Source organism: Peribacillus kribbensis DSM 17871, assembly GCF_000430765.1.
GTDB lineage: Bacteria > Bacillota > Bacilli > Bacillales > DSM-1321 > Paraperibacillus > Paraperibacillus kribbensis.
Map to the genome: position 1 here is coordinate 284,369 of NZ_KE387241.1, position 22,444 is coordinate 306,812.

Annotated in this window: 18 protein-coding genes and 1 pseudogene; 3 read left to right on the forward strand and 16 right to left on the reverse strand. The window is 44.6% G+C overall.

Features of this window, described 5'->3' with window-relative positions; all coding sequences use genetic code 11:
* Positions 1 to 269 precede the first annotated feature (269 nt).
* A complete protein-coding gene (locus tag H539_RS0121730) occupies positions 270 to 695 on the forward strand; it encodes a VOC family protein (RefSeq protein WP_026695272.1) in 426 nt (141 codons plus the stop codon).
* Positions 696 to 919: 224 nt separating this feature from the next.
* Here the strand turns inward: H539_RS0121730 and H539_RS0121735 are convergent, their stop codons facing one another.
* On the reverse strand, positions 920 to 1,597 hold the full coding sequence (locus H539_RS0121735; RefSeq protein ID WP_026695273.1) for a GNAT family N-acetyltransferase: 678 nt from the start codon (positions 1,595 to 1,597) through the stop codon (positions 920 to 922).
* Positions 1,598 to 1,884: 287 nt separating this feature from the next.
* Here H539_RS0121735 and H539_RS31035 point away from each other — a divergent pair.
* Positions 1,885 to 2,359, forward strand: a pseudogene (locus H539_RS31035) (class I SAM-dependent methyltransferase).
* Between the two features lie 378 nt (positions 2,360 to 2,737).
* On the opposite strand, the gene H539_RS0121755 reads toward H539_RS31035, so the two are convergent.
* The 15 genes from H539_RS0121755 to H539_RS0121825 form a co-directional block, all read right to left on the reverse strand.
* Positions 2,738 to 3,715: a DNA/RNA non-specific endonuclease gene (locus H539_RS0121755; protein ID WP_026695276.1), complete on the reverse strand. Its 978-nt coding sequence runs from the start codon at positions 3,713 to 3,715 to the stop codon at positions 2,738 to 2,740.
* A gap of 123 nt (positions 3,716 to 3,838) precedes the next feature.
* Positions 3,839 to 4,426: a YitT family protein gene (locus H539_RS0121760; protein ID WP_026695277.1), complete on the reverse strand. Its 588-nt coding sequence runs from the start codon at positions 4,424 to 4,426 to the stop codon at positions 3,839 to 3,841.
* Between the two features lie 205 nt (positions 4,427 to 4,631).
* Positions 4,632 to 5,555, reverse strand: a complete 924-nt coding sequence (locus H539_RS0121765; protein WP_026695278.1) for a hypothetical protein — start codon at positions 5,553 to 5,555, stop codon at positions 4,632 to 4,634.
* A 107-nt stretch (positions 5,556 to 5,662) separates the two neighbouring features.
* Positions 5,663 to 7,093 carry an Asp-tRNA(Asn)/Glu-tRNA(Gln) amidotransferase subunit GatB gene (gene gatB, locus H539_RS0121770; RefSeq protein WP_026695279.1) on the reverse strand — a complete coding sequence of 477 codons (1,431 nt, stop codon included), beginning with the start codon at positions 7,091 to 7,093 and terminating at the stop codon, positions 5,663 to 5,665.
* 1 nt (position 7,094) lies between these two features.
* Positions 7,095 to 8,564 carry an Asp-tRNA(Asn)/Glu-tRNA(Gln) amidotransferase subunit GatA gene (gene gatA, locus H539_RS0121775; protein WP_026695280.1) on the reverse strand — a complete coding sequence of 490 codons (1,470 nt, stop codon included), beginning with the start codon at positions 8,562 to 8,564 and terminating at the stop codon, positions 7,095 to 7,097.
* Positions 8,565 to 8,576: 12 nt separating this feature from the next.
* Entirely contained in the window at positions 8,577 to 8,867 is a 291-nt protein-coding gene (gatC, locus tag H539_RS0121780; protein WP_026695281.1) for an Asp-tRNA(Asn)/Glu-tRNA(Gln) amidotransferase subunit GatC, read from the reverse strand.
* Positions 8,868 to 9,217: 350 nt separating this feature from the next.
* A complete protein-coding gene (gene pruA / locus H539_RS0121785; RefSeq protein WP_026695282.1) occupies positions 9,218 to 10,765 on the reverse strand; it encodes an L-glutamate gamma-semialdehyde dehydrogenase in 1,548 nt (515 codons plus the stop codon).
* A 313-nt stretch (positions 10,766 to 11,078) separates the two neighbouring features.
* Positions 11,079 to 12,257, reverse strand: coding sequence for a CamS family sex pheromone protein (locus H539_RS0121790; RefSeq protein WP_026695283.1), 1,179 nt, complete (start codon positions 12,255 to 12,257; stop codon positions 11,079 to 11,081).
* 29 nt (positions 12,258 to 12,286) lie between these two features.
* Positions 12,287 to 14,293 carry an NAD-dependent DNA ligase LigA gene (gene ligA / locus H539_RS0121795; RefSeq protein ID WP_026695284.1) on the reverse strand — a complete coding sequence of 669 codons (2,007 nt, stop codon included), beginning with the start codon at positions 14,291 to 14,293 and terminating at the stop codon, positions 12,287 to 12,289.
* 28 nt (positions 14,294 to 14,321) lie between these two features.
* Complete coding sequence (gene pcrA / locus H539_RS0121800; protein WP_026695285.1) at positions 14,322 to 16,544, reverse strand: DNA helicase PcrA; 2,223 nt, start codon at positions 16,542 to 16,544, stop codon at positions 14,322 to 14,324.
* Positions 16,545 to 16,625: 81 nt separating this feature from the next.
* Positions 16,626 to 17,321, reverse strand: a complete 696-nt coding sequence (gene pcrB / locus H539_RS0121805; protein WP_026695286.1) for a heptaprenylglyceryl phosphate synthase — start codon at positions 17,319 to 17,321, stop codon at positions 16,626 to 16,628.
* 162 nt (positions 17,322 to 17,483) lie between these two features.
* Positions 17,484 to 18,443, reverse strand: coding sequence for a bile acid:sodium symporter family protein (locus tag H539_RS0121810; RefSeq protein WP_026695287.1), 960 nt, complete (start codon positions 18,441 to 18,443; stop codon positions 17,484 to 17,486).
* A gap of 137 nt (positions 18,444 to 18,580) precedes the next feature.
* Positions 18,581 to 18,877, reverse strand: a complete 297-nt coding sequence (locus H539_RS0121815; RefSeq protein ID WP_026695288.1) for a YerC/YecD family TrpR-related protein — start codon at positions 18,875 to 18,877, stop codon at positions 18,581 to 18,583.
* Between the two features lie 25 nt (positions 18,878 to 18,902).
* On the reverse strand, positions 18,903 to 19,943 hold the full coding sequence (locus tag H539_RS0121820) for a DUF3048 domain-containing protein (protein ID WP_026695289.1): 1,041 nt from the start codon (positions 19,941 to 19,943) through the stop codon (positions 18,903 to 18,905).
* A gap of 53 nt (positions 19,944 to 19,996) precedes the next feature.
* Positions 19,997 to 21,742 (reverse strand): adenine deaminase C-terminal domain-containing protein, encoded by a 1,746-nt coding sequence (locus H539_RS0121825; protein ID WP_026695290.1) that lies wholly within the window; start codon positions 21,740 to 21,742, stop codon positions 19,997 to 19,999.
* A gap of 126 nt (positions 21,743 to 21,868) precedes the next feature.
* Between H539_RS0121825 and H539_RS0121830 the strand changes: the two genes are divergently transcribed.
* Positions 21,869 to 22,129 (forward strand): YgaP family membrane protein, encoded by a 261-nt coding sequence (locus H539_RS0121830; RefSeq protein ID WP_026695291.1) that lies wholly within the window; start codon positions 21,869 to 21,871, stop codon positions 22,127 to 22,129.
* The last annotated feature ends 315 nt before the right edge of the window (positions 22,130 to 22,444 follow it).

A 22,444-nucleotide genomic window follows, 5' to 3' on the forward strand; every position in this document is an offset into this window, starting at 1 on the left:
TCACTTGGTTCAAATAACGTAGCAGACTTATATCTTCCGCAACTCCCCTATCCCGTAATGATTACAAATTACAAAATAAGGCTGCCACACCAGCTATGAATTCCCTAACTAACGCAACCGTTGGTGGGAAAAAGCTTTGGCCGCTTCTGTGCTTATGGCATATTTATAAAAAAATTCTGCTAACTAACGCCTAAATTTATGCAATTGTGTCAAATAGAAAATTTTTAATGCTAAAATAAAATAAAAATAATTTTTGAGGAGATTTAGCCATGATTAAAAAAATCGATCATATCGGGATAGCTGTCCGTGACATAGAGAACAGTATTTCTTTTTATAAAAAAGTGCTAAATGGATTATTGATAGACCGATATATAAGTGAATCAGCAGGAGTTGAAAGTGAGGTTGCTATTATGGAGGTTAATGGGGACCGAATCGAATTGCTCTCTCCAACCAACAACACAACCTCGCCAATAGCTCGTTTTATTAAACAAAAAGGGAAAGGAGTTCATCATATTGCTTACCGAGTCGATGATCTGGATCAAGCACTAGAAGAACTTAAAAACATAGGAATTCGCACTTTAGAAGGAACATTAAGAATCAACAAGCACGGAAGACGGCTGGTTTATCTTAATCCAGCAGACACTGAAGGCACAATCATTGAGTATTGCGATTATCCAAAAGAAAAACTGGTCTGATATCAAATCAGTTATTGTATATATTTCTTGTTAATTCAAGATCTAAGAAAATATATGCGGGCGGCCGAAGCAGCCGGCACCTTCTTCTCGAAGGGATCTAAATTGATTCATCTACTTTTTAAGTTACGAATAATCAGTCAATCTATAAATAACAGTGTACAATACAACTAATGCCAGTTAGTGTTCAAGAGAAATAACTGGCCAACTGTCAATCCTTGTTTAATTCAGCTCATATGAATATCTGTTCCATACTGAACCAATTGTAGTTTCCTCGCCAAAGACTGAGATGCGAAGTTGTCCCAAGAAGTACTATATAAAGCAATTCGTCCTTGTTTTTGTACCTCTGCAGCCCAGGCACTTGCTACATTTACTCCATATGCTCTTCCCCGGTAATGTTCATGTGTTGATACACTTGCTTCGTCTGCTTTTGATGTCTGCCTAGCACTACAACAAATAGAAACAGGTATATTATCTTCAACTATTACAAAACAAGGTTGCTTATATTCAAAATTCTCAAATGTATGTGGGAAATAAGGCTTTAAAATTTCTTTGTTTTTATCAGTTACTTTAATTGCTGTTGTGCAGGCCCTTTTTCTGACGTAAGGAAATACATATGCCGGTCCAATCCATAACTTAGTTACCGGTCGGTCCATGCTTAATACCTCTATTACTTCTCCAAGATTAGCACTAGGAATTGTCCCTATAACTTCTTCTAACTTCTCTACAATTCTCAGAGCTAAGGAATATGAAAAGCTGACTTCGCTTCCCAATTTGGTAACACCTAAGAAAAATCGTGGTGCTGGTTCGTAGGGTGGTTCATTCACAACCGACATTCGGTTTTCTGCATCGTGTTTAAATAACACATTCATATGATGTTTCATCAATTCTATATCAGATAACATATATATTCCTCCGGAATCACTTAATGAATCCAATATTCAAGATGCCTCTAGCTTTTCCCTGCTTTTTGCACTAAAACCGCTTCGGAAGGGAAACGACAAAAAGGGCTGCCTTAGCAGCCCTCCTTCTTTAACTACCGCACCCATTACTTAAAGAGAAATTCTTCACAAACTTTAATTTTCGCTATTCTTGTTAATAGAAATTATTTAGCGCTTTTAAATTATAATCTATTACAAGGAAATATACATTTTATTCCATAACGGTTTTAAACCAAAAGGAGAAATTAATCGTGGACACAATCAAAAGTACAAAGGACAATTGGAATGCAAATCTATATGATAATAAACATTCTTTTGTTTCAAAATACGGGAATACCTTGGTTGAATTATTAGTTCCAAAGCAAGGAGAGAAGGTTCTTGACCTTGGTTGTGGAACAGGAGATTTAGCCAATACATTATATGAGTTGGGCGTAAAGAACAATTCCCTTGGTATTATCCAAGTATTGCTGAGTATTCAACTTTAATGGAAGACGTAGGCTTTAGAGTGGCTTTTGCCCAACACTATGATAGACCAACTCAGTTGAATGGACATAATGGATTAAAAAACTGGATTGAAATGTTCGGTAATCATTTGTTCAATGGTATCCCTGAACAAACAAAAAATGAAATAGTTACAAAAGTTGAAAATAGTTTAAAAGGAACTTTATATAAAGACGGAATTGGATTGCAGATTATAAAAGAATACGTGTAATTGGAGTAAAATAATACTTAATAAAAGGAAGGAATTGAATTGTTCCTTCCTTTTTCAATTGTTCCAGTTCCTCTTTCACTAATAGCTGCCCGTCAGCTGAAGAACAAAAATGCTGCCATAGCAGCCTCCTTCTTTAACTAACTCACCCTATAGTTTAAGTACAAATGTCCACAAAGTCACATTTACTCTTATAAAGCACCTTATTTTAAATTCGATAAGGTGCTCTTTGTGAAAATTTAAGTACCTCATTTACTAATAAAACGGTTTACGGATATTGTTGCTAAATTCATTCATAATTATTGCTTCAAGTGCTGTGCAAAAGTTAAAAATCCTCTTCAACTAACCTTCCCGTTAATTCAAATAAGAAGAAAAGAATCGCTGCATAACCCCATTTATTCACCTACTAAGCCATCACCATCTCGGTCGTCCATATATTTATAGAGCCATGAATCACGGGTAATGGGCATTTTAAAGCCGGCAGCTTTGGCTTCGGCAATCGTAACCTGTCCATTATGATTGGTATCTACCTTACTAACATCTTCATCACTGCTTACTGTTCCGTTTGCTCGTACATGGTTTGTTTTCGGTGACGTGCTGCTCGTACCTGTCGTTACCCCTAAATTTTTGTTCACTTTATCTGGGTTTACATTGTCAAATTCATCTGTAATGGATCGGCCCTGAATTTTGTAGGTGAATGTATAATGATTAGGGATTTGCGTCTGAGTATTTGGATATTGAATGACTGCTGCGAAATCTGTACAGCCTCCTGCATCTCGAATCACTTTTTCCATATAAGCTTGGTCGCCGTGCCGATTGAGAGTGCTGTCCTGAGGTGTAATGTTATATGCGTTTGATACTCCCCCCAGTGAGTCCGCAATCACATGCCCTTTATCCAAGGCTGGACTCTCTGTACCAGGAACATTTGCTTCATCTGAGTAATATCTGCCTGATGACAAAACATGATCAGTATTCGGATTTTGCAGTATTATATTTTTTGCCTCAACACGGATCAGTTGTCCGTATTCATTGGTAAAAGCCCAATATTCCCTGTCGCCAAACCCGACATCAACTCTGACATTCGGCTTTCTATCTCCTGACATATCACCGCCATCAACTGAAATAAGTGTATATTTACTGTAGTCGAAGTCACCATTAACACTTGTTATAGAAGCTGCCTGTTTCGTAATGGGCTGCTTATTTTCAGTAGATGCTGGTTTTGCCGGCTTTGCCTCTTTTTTAGAATCAGGCTTCTCAAGTTGAGTCACTTTTTGCTGAATATCCTCTTTCGTTCCCACTTCACGATTTGTGCAGCCCATTCCAGCTATCATTGTAAGGATGACAAGGACGATCAGGGTTAAACCTTTTTTCACGTGTTCATCTCCACCTTGTTGTATTCAAATTTTTCCAAGAAAAACTTTACCATATCCCGTACAAACTGGCATTGGACAAAATATGGAAATAAAAAACGGCCCTTTTAATGGGCCGCTATCCGTTTATTTGATTAAGTATAGCTTCAAGCTTTTAACCGAGGTAATCACCCAGGCTAACATCCCTACCAGAGAAATGATGATGATCGAGTAAAACAGCCGCTCGTCCCTCAGCAAAATTATCCCTGCCAGAATGATGGCTAAATCAAGGATGAAAAGGGCTATTCCCACATTGACGGAAAAAATCCTGGCCAAAAGAAGTGCTAGTAAATCAATGCCGCCGGGGCTGATATGCTGCCGGAGCATAAGCCCAACCCCGGTTCCAATGGCCACTCCTCCCAAAAGTACAGAGCCCAGAGCAGGAAGATGAACGAGTGACTCGATCGGACTCAGCAGGGATACGATAACGCTTGAAATAGTGACGCCCCACACGCCGTTTATAAAGTATGTTTTATCATAGATTCCTGCAAAAACATAGACCGGTATATTCAAACAAAAAAACACAAGGGAAATCTTCAACCCAAATAGATAATGGATGATCAGACTGATTCCCCAGAAGCCTCCATTGATTAAATGTGCCGGTATGATAAAGCCATTGATGCCAATGCCTATCAATAGGCTGGCACCAATTGTTATGTAAAGTTTTTGAAGCATATGGCCCCACCCTTGTCCCGTATTACTTTATACTTTACTATACGGGACAGGCAGCAGTTTTATGACAAGCGCGTCAGCTGACTAATACGCATCTGTTCGGCTGGGTATAGCGTTACTATAATAGATCCCCTTCATCAACCTGTTTGTAAGATGCACTTTCATTCACAGACATCTTCAAAAGCAGTAATTAGCAAAAATTGCTCTCTTACTGCTCAAGCCTATTAAAATCACTCAGTACCTTCAGCATTTTGACGGTCAGATATCCCTTCCAGTCTTTTTCGGCTGCTTTCCATTCCTCCTCATATTGGCCAAACCAGGACCAGCCTGGATTCCAGGCTCCTTCCGGAGTCAGCCTGTCCAGTTCATAATCCAGATTATCGGGAAGCACTTCCTTAAATAAGTCAGCGAATGGTGATTCAGGAGAAGTAGCGATCTGCAGCGGAGTGAGTCCATAGTTCTCCCATCCTGCCCTGGAGCGGGGCGTGATTTCCCTGGCAGACTCCCTCAGCCTGTAAAGCACCTCCTGCTTGTCTTTGACTTCCAGCCTTTCAAACAGCCTTTGATAGCATAAAAAATCATGCATTTCCATTTTCATCTCAAGCTTATCAAGCTCCTCCAAGGCACGCACTTTTACGGTATCGAGGAACAACTTCGGAACCAGTTCCGAATATTCCAGAAGATAACCTGTAATTTCCGCACTGGGGTTTGCCCAGGAGGAGGCAGCCCCTGTATGACCCTTCTCAGCATCAAAATTCCACCAGGGTGCATGCGGTACATCGTTCACTTCCTCCGGGACGCCGTGCCATCCTCCCCTTTTTTGGTCATATGTATGAAGAAAATATTGAATTCCTTTTTGGATCAGAGGGCTTTCGGAAGTAAGATGCATTTCCCTGGCATATTGAAAGGCAATTGTTGACGCCATGGGAGAGGAATGCTCAAGTCGGAAGTCTGGTTCCAGAGAATGACCGAATCCTCCATCCTGATTTTGATAGTGAAGCAGCGCCTCTTCCACCAGGGCTGGGTCTCCACCCTCAAAATAATATTCATATAAACGTACATCTACAGGGCGGGCATTTTTTTTTATAAAGGCTTTGACTCTTCCGAATAGCTCGGAATTCAGCTTTTTCATTGAAAATCCTCCTTGTCGGGTTTTCTACAATGTTAATTCGACAGAAGGCAGATTTCTCCTTTTCTCTCCATGAAAAAAAGGAGACCAGTTTCCCGGTCTCCCATTTTTTAACGTTTCTGCAGTTCTTCAATCAATAATTTATTGACAAGCGGCGGATTTGCCTGTCCCTTTGTTGCTTTCATAATCTGCCCGATAAGGAAGCCGACAGCCTTCTGTTTGCCGCTTTTGAAGTCATCAATCGACTGAGGATTATTGTCCAGTGCCTCATTGATGTAAGTTCTCAGGGTTCCTTCATCAGAAATCTGCACAAGGCCCTTGTCTTTAACAATCTGTTCCGCATTGCCGCCTTTTTCAATCAGTTCCTTAAATACCTGCTTGGCAATCTTGCTGGAAATGGTACCATTGTCAATCAGCTTGATTAACCCAGCCAGGCTTTCCGGTGTAAGAGACGTTTCATGAAGCTCTTTTCCCTCTGCATTCAGATAGGCAGACACTTCCCCCATGATCCAGTTGGAGGCAGGCTTTGGCTCAGCCCCCGCTTTTACCGTGCCTTCAAAAAAGTCGGCCGTCTCCTTTGAAACGGTCAGGACAGCCGCATCATAGGAAGGAAGCCCGAATTCCTCGGTATACCGTTTCTTTCTTTCATCCGGAAGCTCAGGGATCTCAGCCTGGATACGGGCTTTCCACTCCGCATCAATGACAATGTCCACAAGATCAGGTTCAGGGAAATAGCGGTAATCATCCGATCCTTCCTTCACACGCATCAAAATGGTCTTGCCCGTTGCTTCATCAAAGCGGCGGGTTTCCTGCTCGATCGTTCCCCCGGAGCTGAGAACTTCAGCCTGACGTTTTTCTTCGTACTCAAGTCCTTTTTTCACAAAGTTAAAGGAGTTCAGGTTCTTCAGCTCTGTCTTTGTGCCGAATTCCTTCTGGCCGGCAGGGCGGAGGGAAATATTGGCGTCACAGCGCAGAGATCCTTCCTCCATTTTACAGTCGGAAACACCTGTATACTGGATGATGGATTTCAGCTTTTCTAAATATGCATAAGCCTCCTCCGGTGAGGTGATGTCTGGTTCTGAAACAATTTCGACCAGCGGCGTTCCCTGGCGGTTATAATCGACCAGGGAATAGCCGTCGCCTGTATGAGTAAGCTTTCCTGCGTCTTCTTCCATATGGATCCTGGTAATTCCAATTTTCTTCTTATTTCCGTTCACTTCAATTTCGATCCAGCCATTCTCTCCGATGGGCTTATCAAACTGAGAGATTTGATAGGCCTTTGGATTGTCCGGATAGAAATAATTTTTCCGGTCAAATTTAGTAACCTCTGCTACTTCGCAGTTCAAGGCAAGTGCTGCTTTCATGGCATATTCAACAGCCTTTTTATTCACAACAGGAAGAACCCCCGGATAACCCAGGTCAATGACACTTGTGTTCGTGTTCGGCTCAGCTCCAAAATGGTTGGGGCTTGAAGAAAAAATTTTGGATTCTGTTTTTAATTCAACGTGCACTTCAAGGCCGATGACAGTTTCAAAGCTCATTTTATTTTCCCCCTTCCATAACAGGCTTTTGTTTATGAAAATCCGTTGCCTGCTCAAATGCATGAGCGGCACGGTAAACGGTGCTTTCATCAAAATGGCGGCCGATGATCTGCAAACCTATCGGCAGGCCGTTTGAAAAACCACAAGGAACAGAGATTCCAGGCACTCCTGCAAGGTTGACCGGGATTGTCAGAATGTCATTTGCATACATGGTCAGCGGATCCTTCGTCTTTTCGCCAATTCTGAAAGCAGGTGTCGGAGCAGTAGGACCGACAATTACATCATATTTTTCAAATACTTTCTCAAAGTCCTGTTTGATCAGCGTGCGTACCTGCTGGGCCTTTTTATAATATGCGTCATAATAGCCAGAGCTTAACGCAAACGTACCAAGCATAATCCGGCGCTTGACTTCCTCGCCGAATCCTTCTGATCTCGTATTTTTGTACATCTCCAGAAGTGTTTTAGCGTTATCAGTGCGATATCCATAGCGGACACCGTCAAACCGCGCCAGGTTGGCTGATGCCTCTGAGGAGGATAACAAATAGTAGGCCGACAGGGCATATTTTGAGTGCGGGAGGGAAACCTCTTCCCACTCAGCACCTAAACCTTCTAACACCTTCAGGGCGCTCAGTACTGAATTGCGCACATCTTCACTGATACCCTCGCCCAGGTATTCTTTCGGAACTCCGATTTTAAGTCCCTTGATATCACCCGTAAGGCTTTCCGAATATTTCGGAACCCCCACATCAGCAGAAGTTGAATCCATGGCATCCAGTCCTGCGATGGCTTCTAGTAGGTAGGCATTATCCTCCACAGTGCGGGTAATCGGCCCGATCTGCTCCAAGGATGAAGCAAAGGCAATCAATCCAAAACGGGATACCCTTCCATAAGTCGGCTTAAGTCCTACCACTCCACAATAGGCTGCCGGCTGGCGGATGGAACCGCCTGTATCAGAACCGAGGGAGAAGAGAACCTCGCCGGAGGCAACGGCAGCCGCTGAGCCGCCCGAAGAGCCTCCTGGAACATACTCCGGGTTCCATGGATTCAAGGTCTTTTGAAACGCAGAATTTTCATTGGAGGAACCCATCCCGAATTCATCCATATTCAATTTACCAATGGTGATGGTTCCTGCTTTATGTAATTTTTGCATAACTGTTGCATCATAGATGGGATTGAAATTCTCTAAGATCCGGCTGCCGCTTGTCGTACGGAGATTCTTGGTGACGATATTGTCCTTGATTCCAATCGGCAGTCCCCATAATGCGCCGCCTGCTTTTCCTTTAACAGCCTGTTCATCAAGAAGTGCCGCCTGCTTTTTGGCTTCTTCTTCATTCAAAGTCAGGAACGCCTTAATTTCCGGGTCTGTCTCTGATATCCGTTTAAAGGACTCCTCTATGAGATCAGATACCTTTATTTCCTTTTTCTCCAATAAACTCTTTAATTCTGAAACTCTCTGCTCCAGCAATGACATGTCTTCCCCTCCTTAGTCGATAATCGATGGAACGCGGATATGCCCATCCTTGCTGTCCGGTGCATTCTTTAAGACTTCTGCAATTGGCAGCCCGTTTTCCGCTTTGTCTTCCCTCAGTACATTTTTCATTTCCAATACATGAGAAGTCGGCTCCACGTTCTTGGTATCCAGTTCATTTAGCTGCTCTGCAAAAGAAATAATCGCATCTAGTTCTTTTCTGAGTGTTTCCGTCTCTTCCTCTGTTACGGCAAGTCTGGCTAAATTAGCGACATGCTTTACCTGGTCCGCTGATATACGGCTCATTCCTTCCACCTCCATGTTCGTACAAACAGAATATATTGATAATATCAGACTTTTTCGCATTAAAGCAACAAGTCCTTCCTTCATAATGCGACATTCTAAAAAAAACAGAAGAATTTGAAAGAATGGCCTGCCTTCAGATTTGTCGAATGCCTTAATCAAACGTTTAATTAAAACCTCCATAGAGATTTACATACCAGCCATCACACCCTTTCTCCGCTAAAAATCCTGTTATTCCCAATACCTAAAACCCTCGAATATTGTCCGGGAAATATGGCACAGGAAATGGGGATGGTTCCCCATTTCCCAACTAAAAAACCCCCACAAAGAGCGGGGGTCATGAATCCTGAGTATTAGAATGCTTCTGAAGTGGTTTTACCCTGCATATGAAGAGCCAGGTAGTCCGGGCCTCCAGCTTTTGAGTCTGTTCCAGACATGTTGAATCCGCCGAATGGCTGGTATCCAACGATGGCTCCAGTACAGCCGCGGTTGAAGTATAGGTTTCCTACATGGAATTCTTCACGTGCCTTTTCAAGGTTTGCACGGTTGTTTGTGATTACAGCCCCTGTTAGGCCGTATTCTGTATTATTGGCAATTTCGATCGCATGATCAAAATCCTTTGCCTTCGCGAAGGCAACGACCGGTCCAAAGATTTCTTCCTGCATAATGCGTGCCTGAGGATCCACATCGGCAATAATCGTTGGCTGAACGAAGAAGCCTTTAGAGTTATCCCCTTCTCCACCAGCAGCCAGACGTCCCTCTTCTTTTCCGATTTCAATGTATTCCATGATCTTCTTGAATGCATTGTTATCGATGACAGGGCCCATAAAGTTGCTCGGGTCGGTTGGATTACCGATTGTCAGGTCTTTTGTCAGCTCGACAGCGCGCTGGAGAACCTGATCATATACATCCTCCACAATGACCGCCCGGGAGCATGCCGAACATTTTTGGCCGGAGAAGCCGAAAGCAGATTTTACGATAGATTGAGCAGCCAGTTCAAGATCTGCCTCTTTATCTACTACAATCGTATCCTTTCCTCCCATTTCAGCGATGACACGCTTCAGCCAGATTTGGCCTTCATTTACCTTGGATGCACGCTCATTGATACGAATGCCTACATCACGGGATCCTGTGAAGGAGACAAAGCGGGTACGCGGATGGTCAACCAGGTAGTCGCCCACTTCAGCACCGCTTCCCGGAACGAAGTTAAGTACCCCCTTAGGAAGTCCTGCTTCCTCCATCACTTCCACGAATTTTGCCGCAACTACAGGTGTAGTGGAAGCTGGCTTTAATAGCACGGTGTTACCGGTTACAATCGCTGCCACAGTAGTTCCTGCCATAATCGCAAACGGGAAGTTCCAAGGAGAAATGATAATTCCGATTCCAAGCGGAATATAATTAAAACGGTTGAATTCATTTGGACGGCTCTGAACAGGAATTCCATCCTTCAATTTAAGCATCTGGCGGCCGTAGAACTCAAGGAAGTCAATCGCTTCTGCTGTATCGGCATCCGCTTCGTTCCATGGCTTACCAGCTTCTTTCGTGAGCAGGGCTGAAAATTCATCTTTGCGGCGGCGGATAATGGCCGCAGCACGGAATAATACATCTGCCCTGGTTTCAGCTTTTGTCTTTTTCCAAGTTTTAAATGCTTCATCAGCAGCCTGCATGGCTTTTTCAGCAAGCTCGCGGTCTGCCTTTGAGACGCGCCCGATGACTTCTTCTTTATCGGCAGGGTTTACTGAGATGATTTTTTCTTCAGTCGAGATGCGCTCTCCGCCGATCACTAAATCGTAGTCTTTTCCAAGATAGCCCTGTACTTTTTCCAAGGCATCCATATACGACTGTTTATTTGATTCTACGGAAAAATCCGTAAACGGCTCATGCTTATATTGTTGTACCAACCCCATCGCTCCTCTTAAAATAAATTAAAACTCACAATACTTAGTTTAACTTAAATTTTCTAAGTCTTCAATTATGTTATTCTATTTAGAATTTGCTTCTAGATTCTTGCTGCTTTTTATAGAATGCAAAAAAGAGGCAGCCCCGATAGGAATTCCTCCTGTGAGACTGCCTTCATTTTTTATTATGGCTGTTTTCGTAAACTTTGTTGCTTTGGAACAAGGCGGTTGATTTCCGCTCCAATCAACCTATTTAATAATGGAATCGCCTCTCATAACTCTTTAAGAACAATAATCTTTTAGATAAGAGCCTTTATTATTCATAAATATGGACAAATGGCTCTTTATCCTGCGGTTTCCTTACAATTAAAGCCTCCGGGCCATTAACAGAATTTATATCGACCTCTACCGAGATGTAATCAGCAAAATGCTGCATCACCAGCCCTGTCACATACTGGGTAAATCCGATAGCTTCTGCTTTCCCATAGAATTGGATAGGAATTGTGATATTCAAACTCTGAAGCTGGTCGTCCGCATAAAAGGCACGCCCGATGACTCCGTTGAAGTTAGGGAAATACTTTTCCACATCCTGCTTAAAGTTCAAGAAAGAATTTACATCCTCGCGATTCTTATCCCCTGTTTTTGGGGGAGGGAAGAGAACATACTTTTCATTGATTCCCTTCCAGCCTCCAAGGCTCGTGTCACCTTCTCCTGCACTTGCATAGGAGACAAAGTTCCCTGGAACTGCTGATGTTTTAGGAGCCTGCTCAAACAGGGCAATCGTAATTGGCACATTGCTCAAGCCGTCCATTTTCCTTAGCCTTTGAAGTACCTCTGCAGCGATTTTCTTCCCTTCGGACAGCAGGACGCTTTTTGGGATCTGTGTTTCATAATCGGCGCCATAATCCTCTTTCTTGTAGTAATGAACAGAGTTCATGGCAAGCCCGATTACCACTCCTCCCAGCGAAACTGTATTTTTATCCGTTTTGACCAGGTAATCATGCTCCAGGACGTGAGCAAGATAAATGGGGTTTTCCTGATTTCTTTTATCAATATCGCCCTTGCCGGGGTCCAGCGGGTTAAGCCCGATATTTTCTTTATCGGTTAAACCCTGCGACTTTAACTGCTCCTTGGTGAACTTACGGTTAAGCCAAAGTTCGACTGTTTTCCGATCCAGGAACTGGCCTTCTCTAAACAAGTATTTATCAGGATCAAATTCATTCTGGGCCACCCTCATTAATCCTGTTTCAAACTCATTAATATCATAGCGTGTGTTTAAATTGGCCACGACCATCCCTCTTGCCTGCCCAGGCTCAAACGGAAGGGTCGTCCGGTAATATTCATCGGAAATCTTGTATTTTGGAATAATAGCCTTTTCCTTTTTTGTCTCCGAATTCTGCACTACTTCCTCTTGTTTATCAAACTTAGGCGCACACGCCGTTAATAATAAGAGAAGCGCCAGCCCGATAAAGGAAATTTTCACTTTCTTCTTCATCGATCTACACCTCTAATATAGGTTATTCCCTATTTATTTAGTTCTTCAAGCATCCGTTCCTCATTCCAGACTTCTATGCCAAGCTCTTCTGCTTTTGTAAGCTTAGAGCCAGCATCCTCCCCCGCAATGACAAGATCGGTTTTTTTGCTGACGCTGCCGGAAACATTTCCGCCAAGCGCCTCAATCTTTTCCTTGGCTTCATTTCGCGAAAGCTCTTCTAGCTTACCAGTTAGAACCACTGTTTTACCAGCAAAAAACGAATCAGATTCTGCCGGAGAAACAGGTTTAGGTCCATTATACTCCATATTGACACCGGCAGCCTTTAATTCCTGGATCAGCTCCTGGGCCTCATCCATGTCAAAATAAGCGGTAATCGAGTCTGCCATTTTTCCGCCTATCTCATTAATGGCTGTCAATTCTTCAAATGAAGCCTCCATCAGCGCATCCATGCTGCCGAAAACCTGTGCAAGCGTCTTGGCTGCCTTTGCCCCTACATGCCTGATGCCAAGCCCAAAGAGAAGCTTCTCCAATGAATTGTTCTTTGACCCTTCGATGGCTCCAAGAAGATTGGATACGGATTTTTCTCCCATCCGTTCCATGCTGATAAGCTGTTCATACGTCAATTTGTATAAATCCGCGACATCCTTGATAAGCTCCTGGGCAAACAGCTGTGTGATGACCTTTTCACCCAAACCCTCAATATTCATCGCATTCCTTGATACAAAGTGAATGAGGCCTTCCCGGATTTGTGCCGGACATTTAGGATTGATGCACCTTAAGGCCACTTCACCCTCAAGACGGACGAGATCACTGCCGCATTCCGGACAATGCTCAGGCATATTGAAGTCTTTTTCTTCCCCTGTCCTCATTTCAGGAAGTACATTCACGATTTCCGGAATAATATCGCCTGCCTTTTTCACCACAACATGGTCGCCGATCTTAATATCCTTCTCACGGATTAAGTCTTCGTTATGAAGAGTTGCCCGCTGTACAGTGGTTCCGGCCACACGCACCGGCTCGAGAACGGCAGTCGGTGTGACCGCGCCTGTTCTTCCCACATTGAGCTCGATATCCTTCAGGACGGTAACAACCTCTTCCGCAGGGAATTTATAGGCGATCGCCCAGCGGGGGCTTTTGGCTGTAGTTCCGAGCTGCTCCTGCTGTCTTAAAGAGTCGACTTTTACCACGATGCCGTCAATATCATATGGAAGGTCCGGGCGTCTTTCCACCCATCCCCGGATATAAGCAATCACTTCTTCAATATCCGCACATTTTCTTCTTTCTTGATTCGTCTTAAAGCCCAGACGATCCAGAAGATCAAGGCCCTCGCTATGGGAAGTCACGCCCGTCTCACCGAGATCAGCAATGGCATATAAAAAGATATCCAGGCTGCGTGAGGCCGCAATCTTAGGATCAAGCTGTCTCAGGGATCCAGCCGCTGCATTCCTTGGGTTTGCAAACGGCTCCTCCTCACGCTCTTCCTTGATCTTGTTCAGCTTCTCGAATGAGCGCTTTGGCATGAAGGCTTCTCCTCTTACCTCCATGGTAAAGGGCTCCTTAATGCGGAGGGGAATCGACTTGATGGTCCTTAAGTTGGCTGTGATGTCCTCGCCGATTGTACCATCGCCTCTTGTTGCTCCTTTTACGAATAAGCCGTCCTCATATCGGAGCGAAACAGCCAGACCGTCAATTTTGAGTTCGCAGACATACGAATATTCATCGCCTGCAGCCTGGCGGACTTTGCGGTCAAAGTCCCTCAGATCTTCATCATTGAAGGCATTTCCAAGACTCAGCATCGGGCTTCTGTGTTCGACTTTTTCAAACATATCAAGCATTGCCCCGCCTACCCTCTGTGTAGGGGAATCAGGGGTCACAAGATCCGGGAATTGCTCCTCAAGCTCGATTAATTCGCGGATCAATCGGTCATATTCTGCATCCGGCACTGATGGTTTGTCCAAAACATAATAGTCATACCCATATTGGTTAATGAGAGTTTGGAGCTCCACGATATGTTTTTCGGCTTCCATTCGTTCCATACATTCAGCACCTTTCCTTTTCTAGAGGCTAGCCCTTTGTAATCGGGGCAAATTTAGCAAGCAGTCTTTTTATTCCGGTCGGGCTCGGGAAAGCGATATCCAGCTCTTTTCCTTCTCCTTCGCCCTTCATGCTGACAACGGTTCCGGTTCCCCATACTTTATGAACCGCTTTGTCTCCCACATTCCAGCCGATTTCGTCTCCGCCAGTGGTGGTCTGCTTCATGACAATCGGCCGGACAGCTGCCGTCGGACGGCGTCCGAATTCCCGCGCTTGCCCTCTCGGCTGCGATGCCCTTTGTCTAGGGACTAAGTCCTCCAGCAGATCTTCAGGAATTTCCGCAATAAACCGGGATACTGGGTTCATACTTGTACGTCCGAACAGAGTTCTCATCTGTGCATTTGTCAGGAAGAGTTCCTCTTCGGCCCTCGTGATGCCTACATAGGCAAGCCTGCGCTCTTCTTCCATTTCCTCCTCTTCCATCAGCGAACGGCTGTGAGGGAAAACTCCTTCTTCCATCCCAATCAGAAAGACAACCGGGAATTCAAGGCCTTTGGCTGAGTGAAGGGTCATGAGGACTATGGAGTCCTGAGGTATGCCATCTTCATCATCTTCCAATGAATCAATATCCGCAACCAAGGCAAGATCCGTCAAAAATGCTACGAGTGTCTTGTCATCATTGCTTTCTTCAAAGCTTTTGGTAACAGATAAAAATTCGTCAATGTTCTCTAGACGGCTCTGCGATTCAATCGTTTTTTCTGCCTGAAGAGATTCCCTATAGCCCGTTTTGTCCAGCACTTCCTCAACGAGTTCCGTGACTGACAAATATTCCTGCATATTGGAATAGTTTTTAATCAGATCCCTGAACTCTGCTGCTGCCTTCATGATTTTAGGGCTGACACCGATCAATTCAACCGCGTCCAGTGCCTGCATGATGGATGTATCATTCATGGCTGCAAAATTGGCGATTTTATCGAGGGAAGTGGAGCCGATTCCCCTTTTGGGAACATTGATGATCCTGCGCAGGGATATATCATCATCCGGATTCGAGATCAATCGCAGATATGCGAGAATATCTTTAATTTCTTTGCGGTCGTAGAACTTTGTACCTCCGACAATGGAGTACTGAATATTCGATTTCAGCAATACTTCCTCCATTACCCGGGATTGGGCGTTGGTTCTATAAAGGATGGCAATCTCGGATAATTTCTTTCCATCCCTTGTCATCTCATTGATCTTTCCGGCCACAAACTGAGCTTCAGCCTGCTCGCTGTCCGCCCTGTAATAGCAGATTTTGTTTCCTTCAAGATTTTCCGTCCATAGATTCTTCGGTTTGCGGTTGGCGTTATTGGAGATTACCCTGTTGGCTGCTGAAAGGATCCGTTTTGTTGAACGGTAGTTCTGCTCAAGCAGAATGACATTCGCATTGGGATAATCCTTTTCAAAGCTCAGGATATTGGCGATATCCGCCCCGCGCCAGCGGTAGATGGATTGATCGGAATCCCCGACTACACACAGGTTCCGGAAACGTGCAGCCAGCATTTTTACCAGCATATATTGTGCCCTGTTTGTATCCTGATACTCATCCACGTGGATATATTGGAACTTACGCTGATAGAACTCCAGTACTTCCGGCACCCTGGTAAACAAAAGAATCGTCTTCATGATCAGGTCATCAAAATCGAGGGCCTGGTTTTTGGCCAGCCGTTTTTGATATTCCTTATATACATCAGCCGCCACCTGTTCATAGAAGCCGCCTGACATACCGGCATACTCCTCGGCATCGATTAATTCGTTTTTTGCGGAGCTGATGGTCCCGAGCAGTGCCCGGTAATCATATTTCTTAGGGTCCAGGTTCTTATCCTTTAAGATCTGCTTAATGACGGACTGCTGATCGGTTGTGTCAAGAATGGTAAAGTTCCGGTTAAAGCCGATCCTGTCAATGTCTCTCCTTAGGATTCGTACACACATGGAGTGAAAGGTCGAAATCCAGATATCCTCGGATGCCCCGCCAAGAATGCCTTTGATCCGCTCCTTCATTTCCCTCGCTGCTTTATTGGTAAAGGTAATTGCAAGGATATTCCAGGGAGCCACCTGTTTTTCAACCATCAAATACGCAATCCGGTGAGTCAGGACCCTCGTCTTTCCACTGCCTGCCCCAGCCATGATTAAAAGCGGTCCATCCGTGCTCTTCACCGCTTCCTGCTGTTCATTATTCAAGCCTTTCAATAATCGGTCTGAAAGGAATTGCATGTTTATTCACCACCACATCTAGAACGTTTGTTCTTATTATATCATGATTTCTGCCTTCGGAAACCTGTAATTGTGCAGTCTTTACGACTTGGCGTTTTTAACTGCCTCTACAGTCTCTATAGCAAAATCTATATTTTCATAAATGACATTACCGACAACCACTACATCAGCATGCTCTGCCATATCCCGTGCCTGCTTAGGTGTGCTGATTCCGCCGCCATAGAACAGGACAGTTTCTTCAAGCACTTCTTTTACACCCTGTATAAGGGAAGGATCGGCATATTTGCCGCTGTTTTCAAGATAAAAGATTGGAAGCTTATACATCTTTTCTGCAATCCTTGCATAAGCGGCGATATCATCTTCATCCATATCGCAGTCTGCCTCAGTCAAAGCAGCCGCTTTGCAATCCTCATTCAGGATGCAGTAGCCTTCTACATAAATTTCATCCCAGTCCATGATTTCCCCGTATTCCTTTACAGCCTGATGGTGAAGGCCGATCAGCCAGTCCTTGCTGCGGCTGTTCAATACAGAAGGAATGAAATACAAATCAAAGCCGGGTGTCACAGACTCTATATTAGAAATTTCAAGAACACAAGGCACCGTATATCTTCGAACGCGAGACATTAATTCAAGCACATTTTCCAGTGTCACTCCGTCGCTGCCTCCAATCAGGATGGCATCCGTGCCGGATTCACATACCCTCTCCAGGCTTTCATCGTCTATCGCCTTATTCGGATCGAGCTTAAAAACATGCTTCCACTCTCGAAAATCATACATACAAAATCCTCCATATTCATTATCCCATTCAACCATTATACCATTAGAACAATTTTATAAAAAATAGTAGGAGAAAGAAAAATGCAGGGAAATATTGAAAAAAGCCAAAGAAAAAACCCGGGCAGGGAGCCTGCAGCTCTGCCCGGGTTCTTCATCCACTCATCAAGCACTCTTCTTTTGATGATTTCCAGCTTTCTGTTCCTTCATTCTGCTGTAAACAAAAGCCAAAAGGGAGCCGGAAATATTATGCCATACACTGAAAATGGCACTTGGAACAGCCGCAAGCGGTGAGAAGTGTGCGGAAGCGATCGCGACTCCCAAACCGGAGTTCTGCATGCCCACCTCCATTGAGACGGCCTTTTGTTTTGACAAATCCATTCCCATTGCCCGGGCAAATAGGAACCCAAGGCAAAAGCCGAGAATATTGTGGAGGACCACCACCGCAAAGATCAAAAGGCCGGTCTTGGCAATCTGCTCCTGGCTTCCAGCTACTACGGCAGAAACAATTAAAACGATCGCCGTTACAGAGACAAGGGGCAAAGCCTTTACGCCTGCAGCCGCCTGCTTTCCAAAAAACTTTTTTATCAAGAAACCCAGCACCAATGGAATGATAACAACCTGCACAATGGAAAGAAACAGTCCGCCTATGCTGATATCCACCCATTTACTTGCAAACAAAAGGATTAACAGCGGCGTTATAATCGGTGCCAAAACCGTTGAAACCGAAGCAATGGCAACGGCAAGGGCTACATTTCCCCTTGCCAGGAAAACCATGACATTCGATGAAGTTCCGCTCGGGCAGCATCCTACCAGAATGACTCCTACCGCAACTTCGGAAGGGAGATGGAGTCCTATCGACAGCAAGAAGGCTAATAAAGGCATGATGATAAAATGTCCCGCCACTCCGATTGCTACATCCTTTGGTCTCTTGAATACTTCTTTAAAGTCTGATGCTGACAGCGTCAGCCCCATTCCAAACATGACAATTCCCAAGAGCGGAACAATATACGCACCGATCCACTTAAAGCTTCCTGGAAACAAATACGCTATGATGGCAATTGCAATGACCCAGAAAGAAAAAGTCCTTCCGGCAAATCCGCTTATCTTTTCAACAATTTTCATAAGATCCCTCCTGATTCGTCTATGCTGAAGCCAGTCTAATAGTAGTAATCTTACTACTTATTCTGAATATTTTAAATGTTATTACAGAAAAAAGTTCTAAAAAAAGAGAGACAGCATCTTTCAGCCGTCTCTTCCTGTTATTTTTCTTCTTTTATCCGTTCCAGTACAATATCGTAGGCGTCATTTCCATAATTAAGACTTCTCTTAACCCGGGAAATCGTGGCTGTGCTGGCGCCGGTCTCTGTTTCAATTTTATGGTAGGTATTTCCTTCCTTCAGCATCTTTGCTACCTGCAGGCGCTGGGCAAGGGATTGAATTTCATTTACCGTGCATAGATCATCAAAAAATAAATAGCACTCTTCTAGTGTTTCCAAGGATAAGATGGACTTAAACAGCTGATCCAGTTCTTTTCCCCTTAGCTTATCAATTTGCATATAGGGACTCCTTTATCTAACCTCTTTAAGGTTTAATGCTGACTTTTGAGGGGTTTTTCGTCTGAACAGGAATCACGCTGACCCAGGTTCTGCCCGGAATCAGTCCCGCTTCCTTTCCTCCTATATAGGGAGTGATTACATTTTTCTTGAATTCCCATGTAATCTCATGGACCCTTCCCAGCTGGAAGAGAAATCCCTTCCCTCCAGCCCGGAGGTCGATATCCCGTCTGCCCTTTTTATCTACAACCCTGTGAGGCGCTTCAATAATCAGCAGATTATCCAGGAGGACTTCCTCTTTTGTGTCATAATCTATGGTTAATACAGAATCAGAATATCGTTTATACTTTTTTGTCTCTTGGTCAAATACGTAGCGCGTCTTGTAGTCAGGGGTGGAATAATTGATTTCTACTGAACCTGCCTTCTCCCCATTAAAATGCTGCAGCTCCTCAGCAGTTAAAAACGTAAGCGGCTGCGGCGGGGTATCCAGTTTAAAGCCATTCTCCCGGGCTCCCTTTTCAATATTGTCATATGTGATATATGAATTGTGGGGAGCCTTCCGAAAGCTCGCCCGCTTAAAAAGGGTTCCATCATATTGAAGGCCGTTCAAATGATCGATATATCCATCGGCCAGCATTTTCTTTGCTTCGGGGCTGTATCCGTGCAGAATATACAGGGCATTCAATCCCTTGGCCAGCTCCATATAATAATCTCTGGCACTTCTTACCGGTCCAAGTGTATCCGGCCTTTCACTTTGAAATACAGCGAGGAGCCTTGTTACTTCCCCTTCAGCCAGGAGTTCGTAAACTAAGTCCGCTTTCGATATTCCGGACTGCGGCCTTGCTTTAGGATGATTGTTAATCATTACTGCAACGGCACGCCGGTTTACGGGCTGATTGGTTTTTAAGCCTGTAAGCGGGAATACATTCTGGTTACTTTCCTTGTGCACCTTTTGTTCCTGATGCTTCTCAACGGTTTTAGGCGGCAAGTCGGCCTTTTTGTCTGTCTGGGAGCAGCCGGCAAATAGTAAACATGCAGCAAGGCATATGGCTCCTGCTTTTAATGCCATTTCCCAAAACCTCCTGACTCCTTATTTTAGGAGGCTAACATCACTTTTATATTTTAACGCATTATAGTGGGAAAGAGAACATTTTTATTCATAACATCATACATTCCCTGCGGGGTAATCCGGATATACGGAAGATGCGTTGATGAGAAGAACAGCAGTGTATAAATCGGATCGCTGAACTTATATCCCCGTTCCTTGAGCAGGCTCTTAAGCTCCGTTTCTTCCTTTATCAGCTGTTCAAGGCTCTTATCGGACATCAGCCCATGAAGCGGCAGCCCCATTTCATAAATGACCTCGCCATTTTCAGCCGCCACGATGCCTCCGCCCATTTCCTTCATCCGGTTAAAGGCGATCAGCATCTCTTTTTTGCTCTTGCCGATCAAAATGATGTCACCAGTGTTGGTAAAGGAGCTTGCAAAACCGTCCAGCCTGCTCGCAAAGCCTTTGATCATCGTATTGATCCGCCATTTCCCTTTTCTATCCACCATCATCAGGAAGCACTGGTCATCATCCTGAGGCAGCCGGTCAAAGGACAGCTCAATAGACACGGAGTATGGCTTTGTAATCACATCATTCAGCATTTCAATTCCAAACGGCATGGAAAACTGCAGGTCATCGTAAGTAAGGCTCCAATCAAGCTTCATTGGACCGAAATCATGGCTGCTCCAATCCACTGGATGTTCCTCTTCATAAACATTATGCTGATCCAGCTTGATCCACTTTCCCTTTGCCATCACCGATACCGGGGCTGGATCATGAATATCCTTCAAAAAGTTAATGTTAGCCACTCTGCCCGTGGCGATTGAACCATGCAGATATTCAATATTATAGTACCTTGCGACATTGATGGTTCCCATATTATAAGCATCGACAATAGGGACACCCGCCTCTATGGCAATCCTGATGAGTCTGTCAATGACTCCCTCTTCATAAAATGAAGGAGGAGATCCATCCGTTGTAAGAAAGAACTTATCAAAATTATCCAGCTTGAACTCCAGGATTTCTTTCAGGAGCAGAGGCAGATCAGGACGGATGGATGAATGCCGCAGGCTGACTGTATACCCCTGTAAAAGCCTTGCGAGCACTTCCTTTCCTGTCATGGCCTCATGGTCACAGTCAGCCCCAAGGAGCATCATTTTGGCCAGGGTCTTTTCAGAGGCTCCGGGAAAGTGTCCCTCAATCTGCTTCCGCATACGCTTTGCTTCCTGAATCCAGTGAAGCATCATATCATCACCGGCAAGAAGCCTAGGCCAGCCTGTCAATTCTCCCCCCTGGAGAACGGCATCATGCTCAAGCCAATCCTTCACATTTCCGTGCGAAAATACTTTCTCCTCATCAGCAATTTCCGTCTGGGCATCAAAGCGGCACCACCAATAGAGGCTGGCCGGAAGATTCCGCAGTTCCTTCAAAAGGGAGAAGGCCTTTTTATTCTCCATTTGCAAAAAAAGCATCAGATTATCATTGATCATCGTAGTCGTCCCGCATGACGATGCATAGGCAGCAAAAGTCTGGGGATTATATAATTGAAATGGATGAGCGTGCGGCTCAATGTAGCCGGGAACGAGATAATACTCACTGCAATCCTTTACCTCGCATCCCTCGGCATGTTCAGGGAGCCTGTCACCGACGTAAACAATACGGTCATCATAGATCCAGATATTTGCTTCGATCCATTTCCTAAACGTTGGATTTAAATAACGGGCATTCGTAAGAACTATATGGGGTGATAGTTTACCGTCAAGGACAGCGACATGCTCACGAAGCTGCTTATTTTTCCACCGATAGCGCTGTTCCAGCATAAACATCCTCCTTAAACCGAACGGAATGTAAGCGTTTTACTTTTCTTAATAGTACCACATAATACGCCTTTAGTACATTAAAGTTTTACAGATATAATGTGAACATTTTATGAAGGGGGACTTACCATGAACGTTAAACCAAACATTGGAATCATCAACGCCCTGATCCGGCTAACCTGCGGATTTACTCTGCTTGCCTGGTCCACGGCAAGGCTTGCCAAGCGTCCAAACAAAAACCGGTATCTGCTGACAGCCATGATGTCAGCCATGAAAATTGGCGAAGGAATCGTCCGCTACTGCCCCGTTACCGAGCTCATGCAGCAAAGCAAAGAAATGACACAGCAAAATCAACAGGGCCAGCAGGGTCAAAAAAAGGATAACTGGTAATAAGCACTCTAGTTCGGCGGGCTTTGGCCCTCCGTTTTTTTGTGTTGTATAGGTGCATGTCAGCTCAGGAGGAGACAGGGAGCGCGCAGCAGGAGTTCGGCGTGACGTTGGCCGCCTTGGGAGGACTTTTTTTCTTATGCCTAGTCGGCCTGTCATCACGCGTTCCTGATTCGGACTGCTATTCTTTATCTGGCGGCTAAACCTGTCCGAACCTGGACTGACTTCGGACTACTTTTCCTCTCTGCCGCCTCAACCTGTCCGAACCTGGACCCTCTTCGGACTACTTTCTCTTCCTTGCGCCCCAACCTGTCCGAA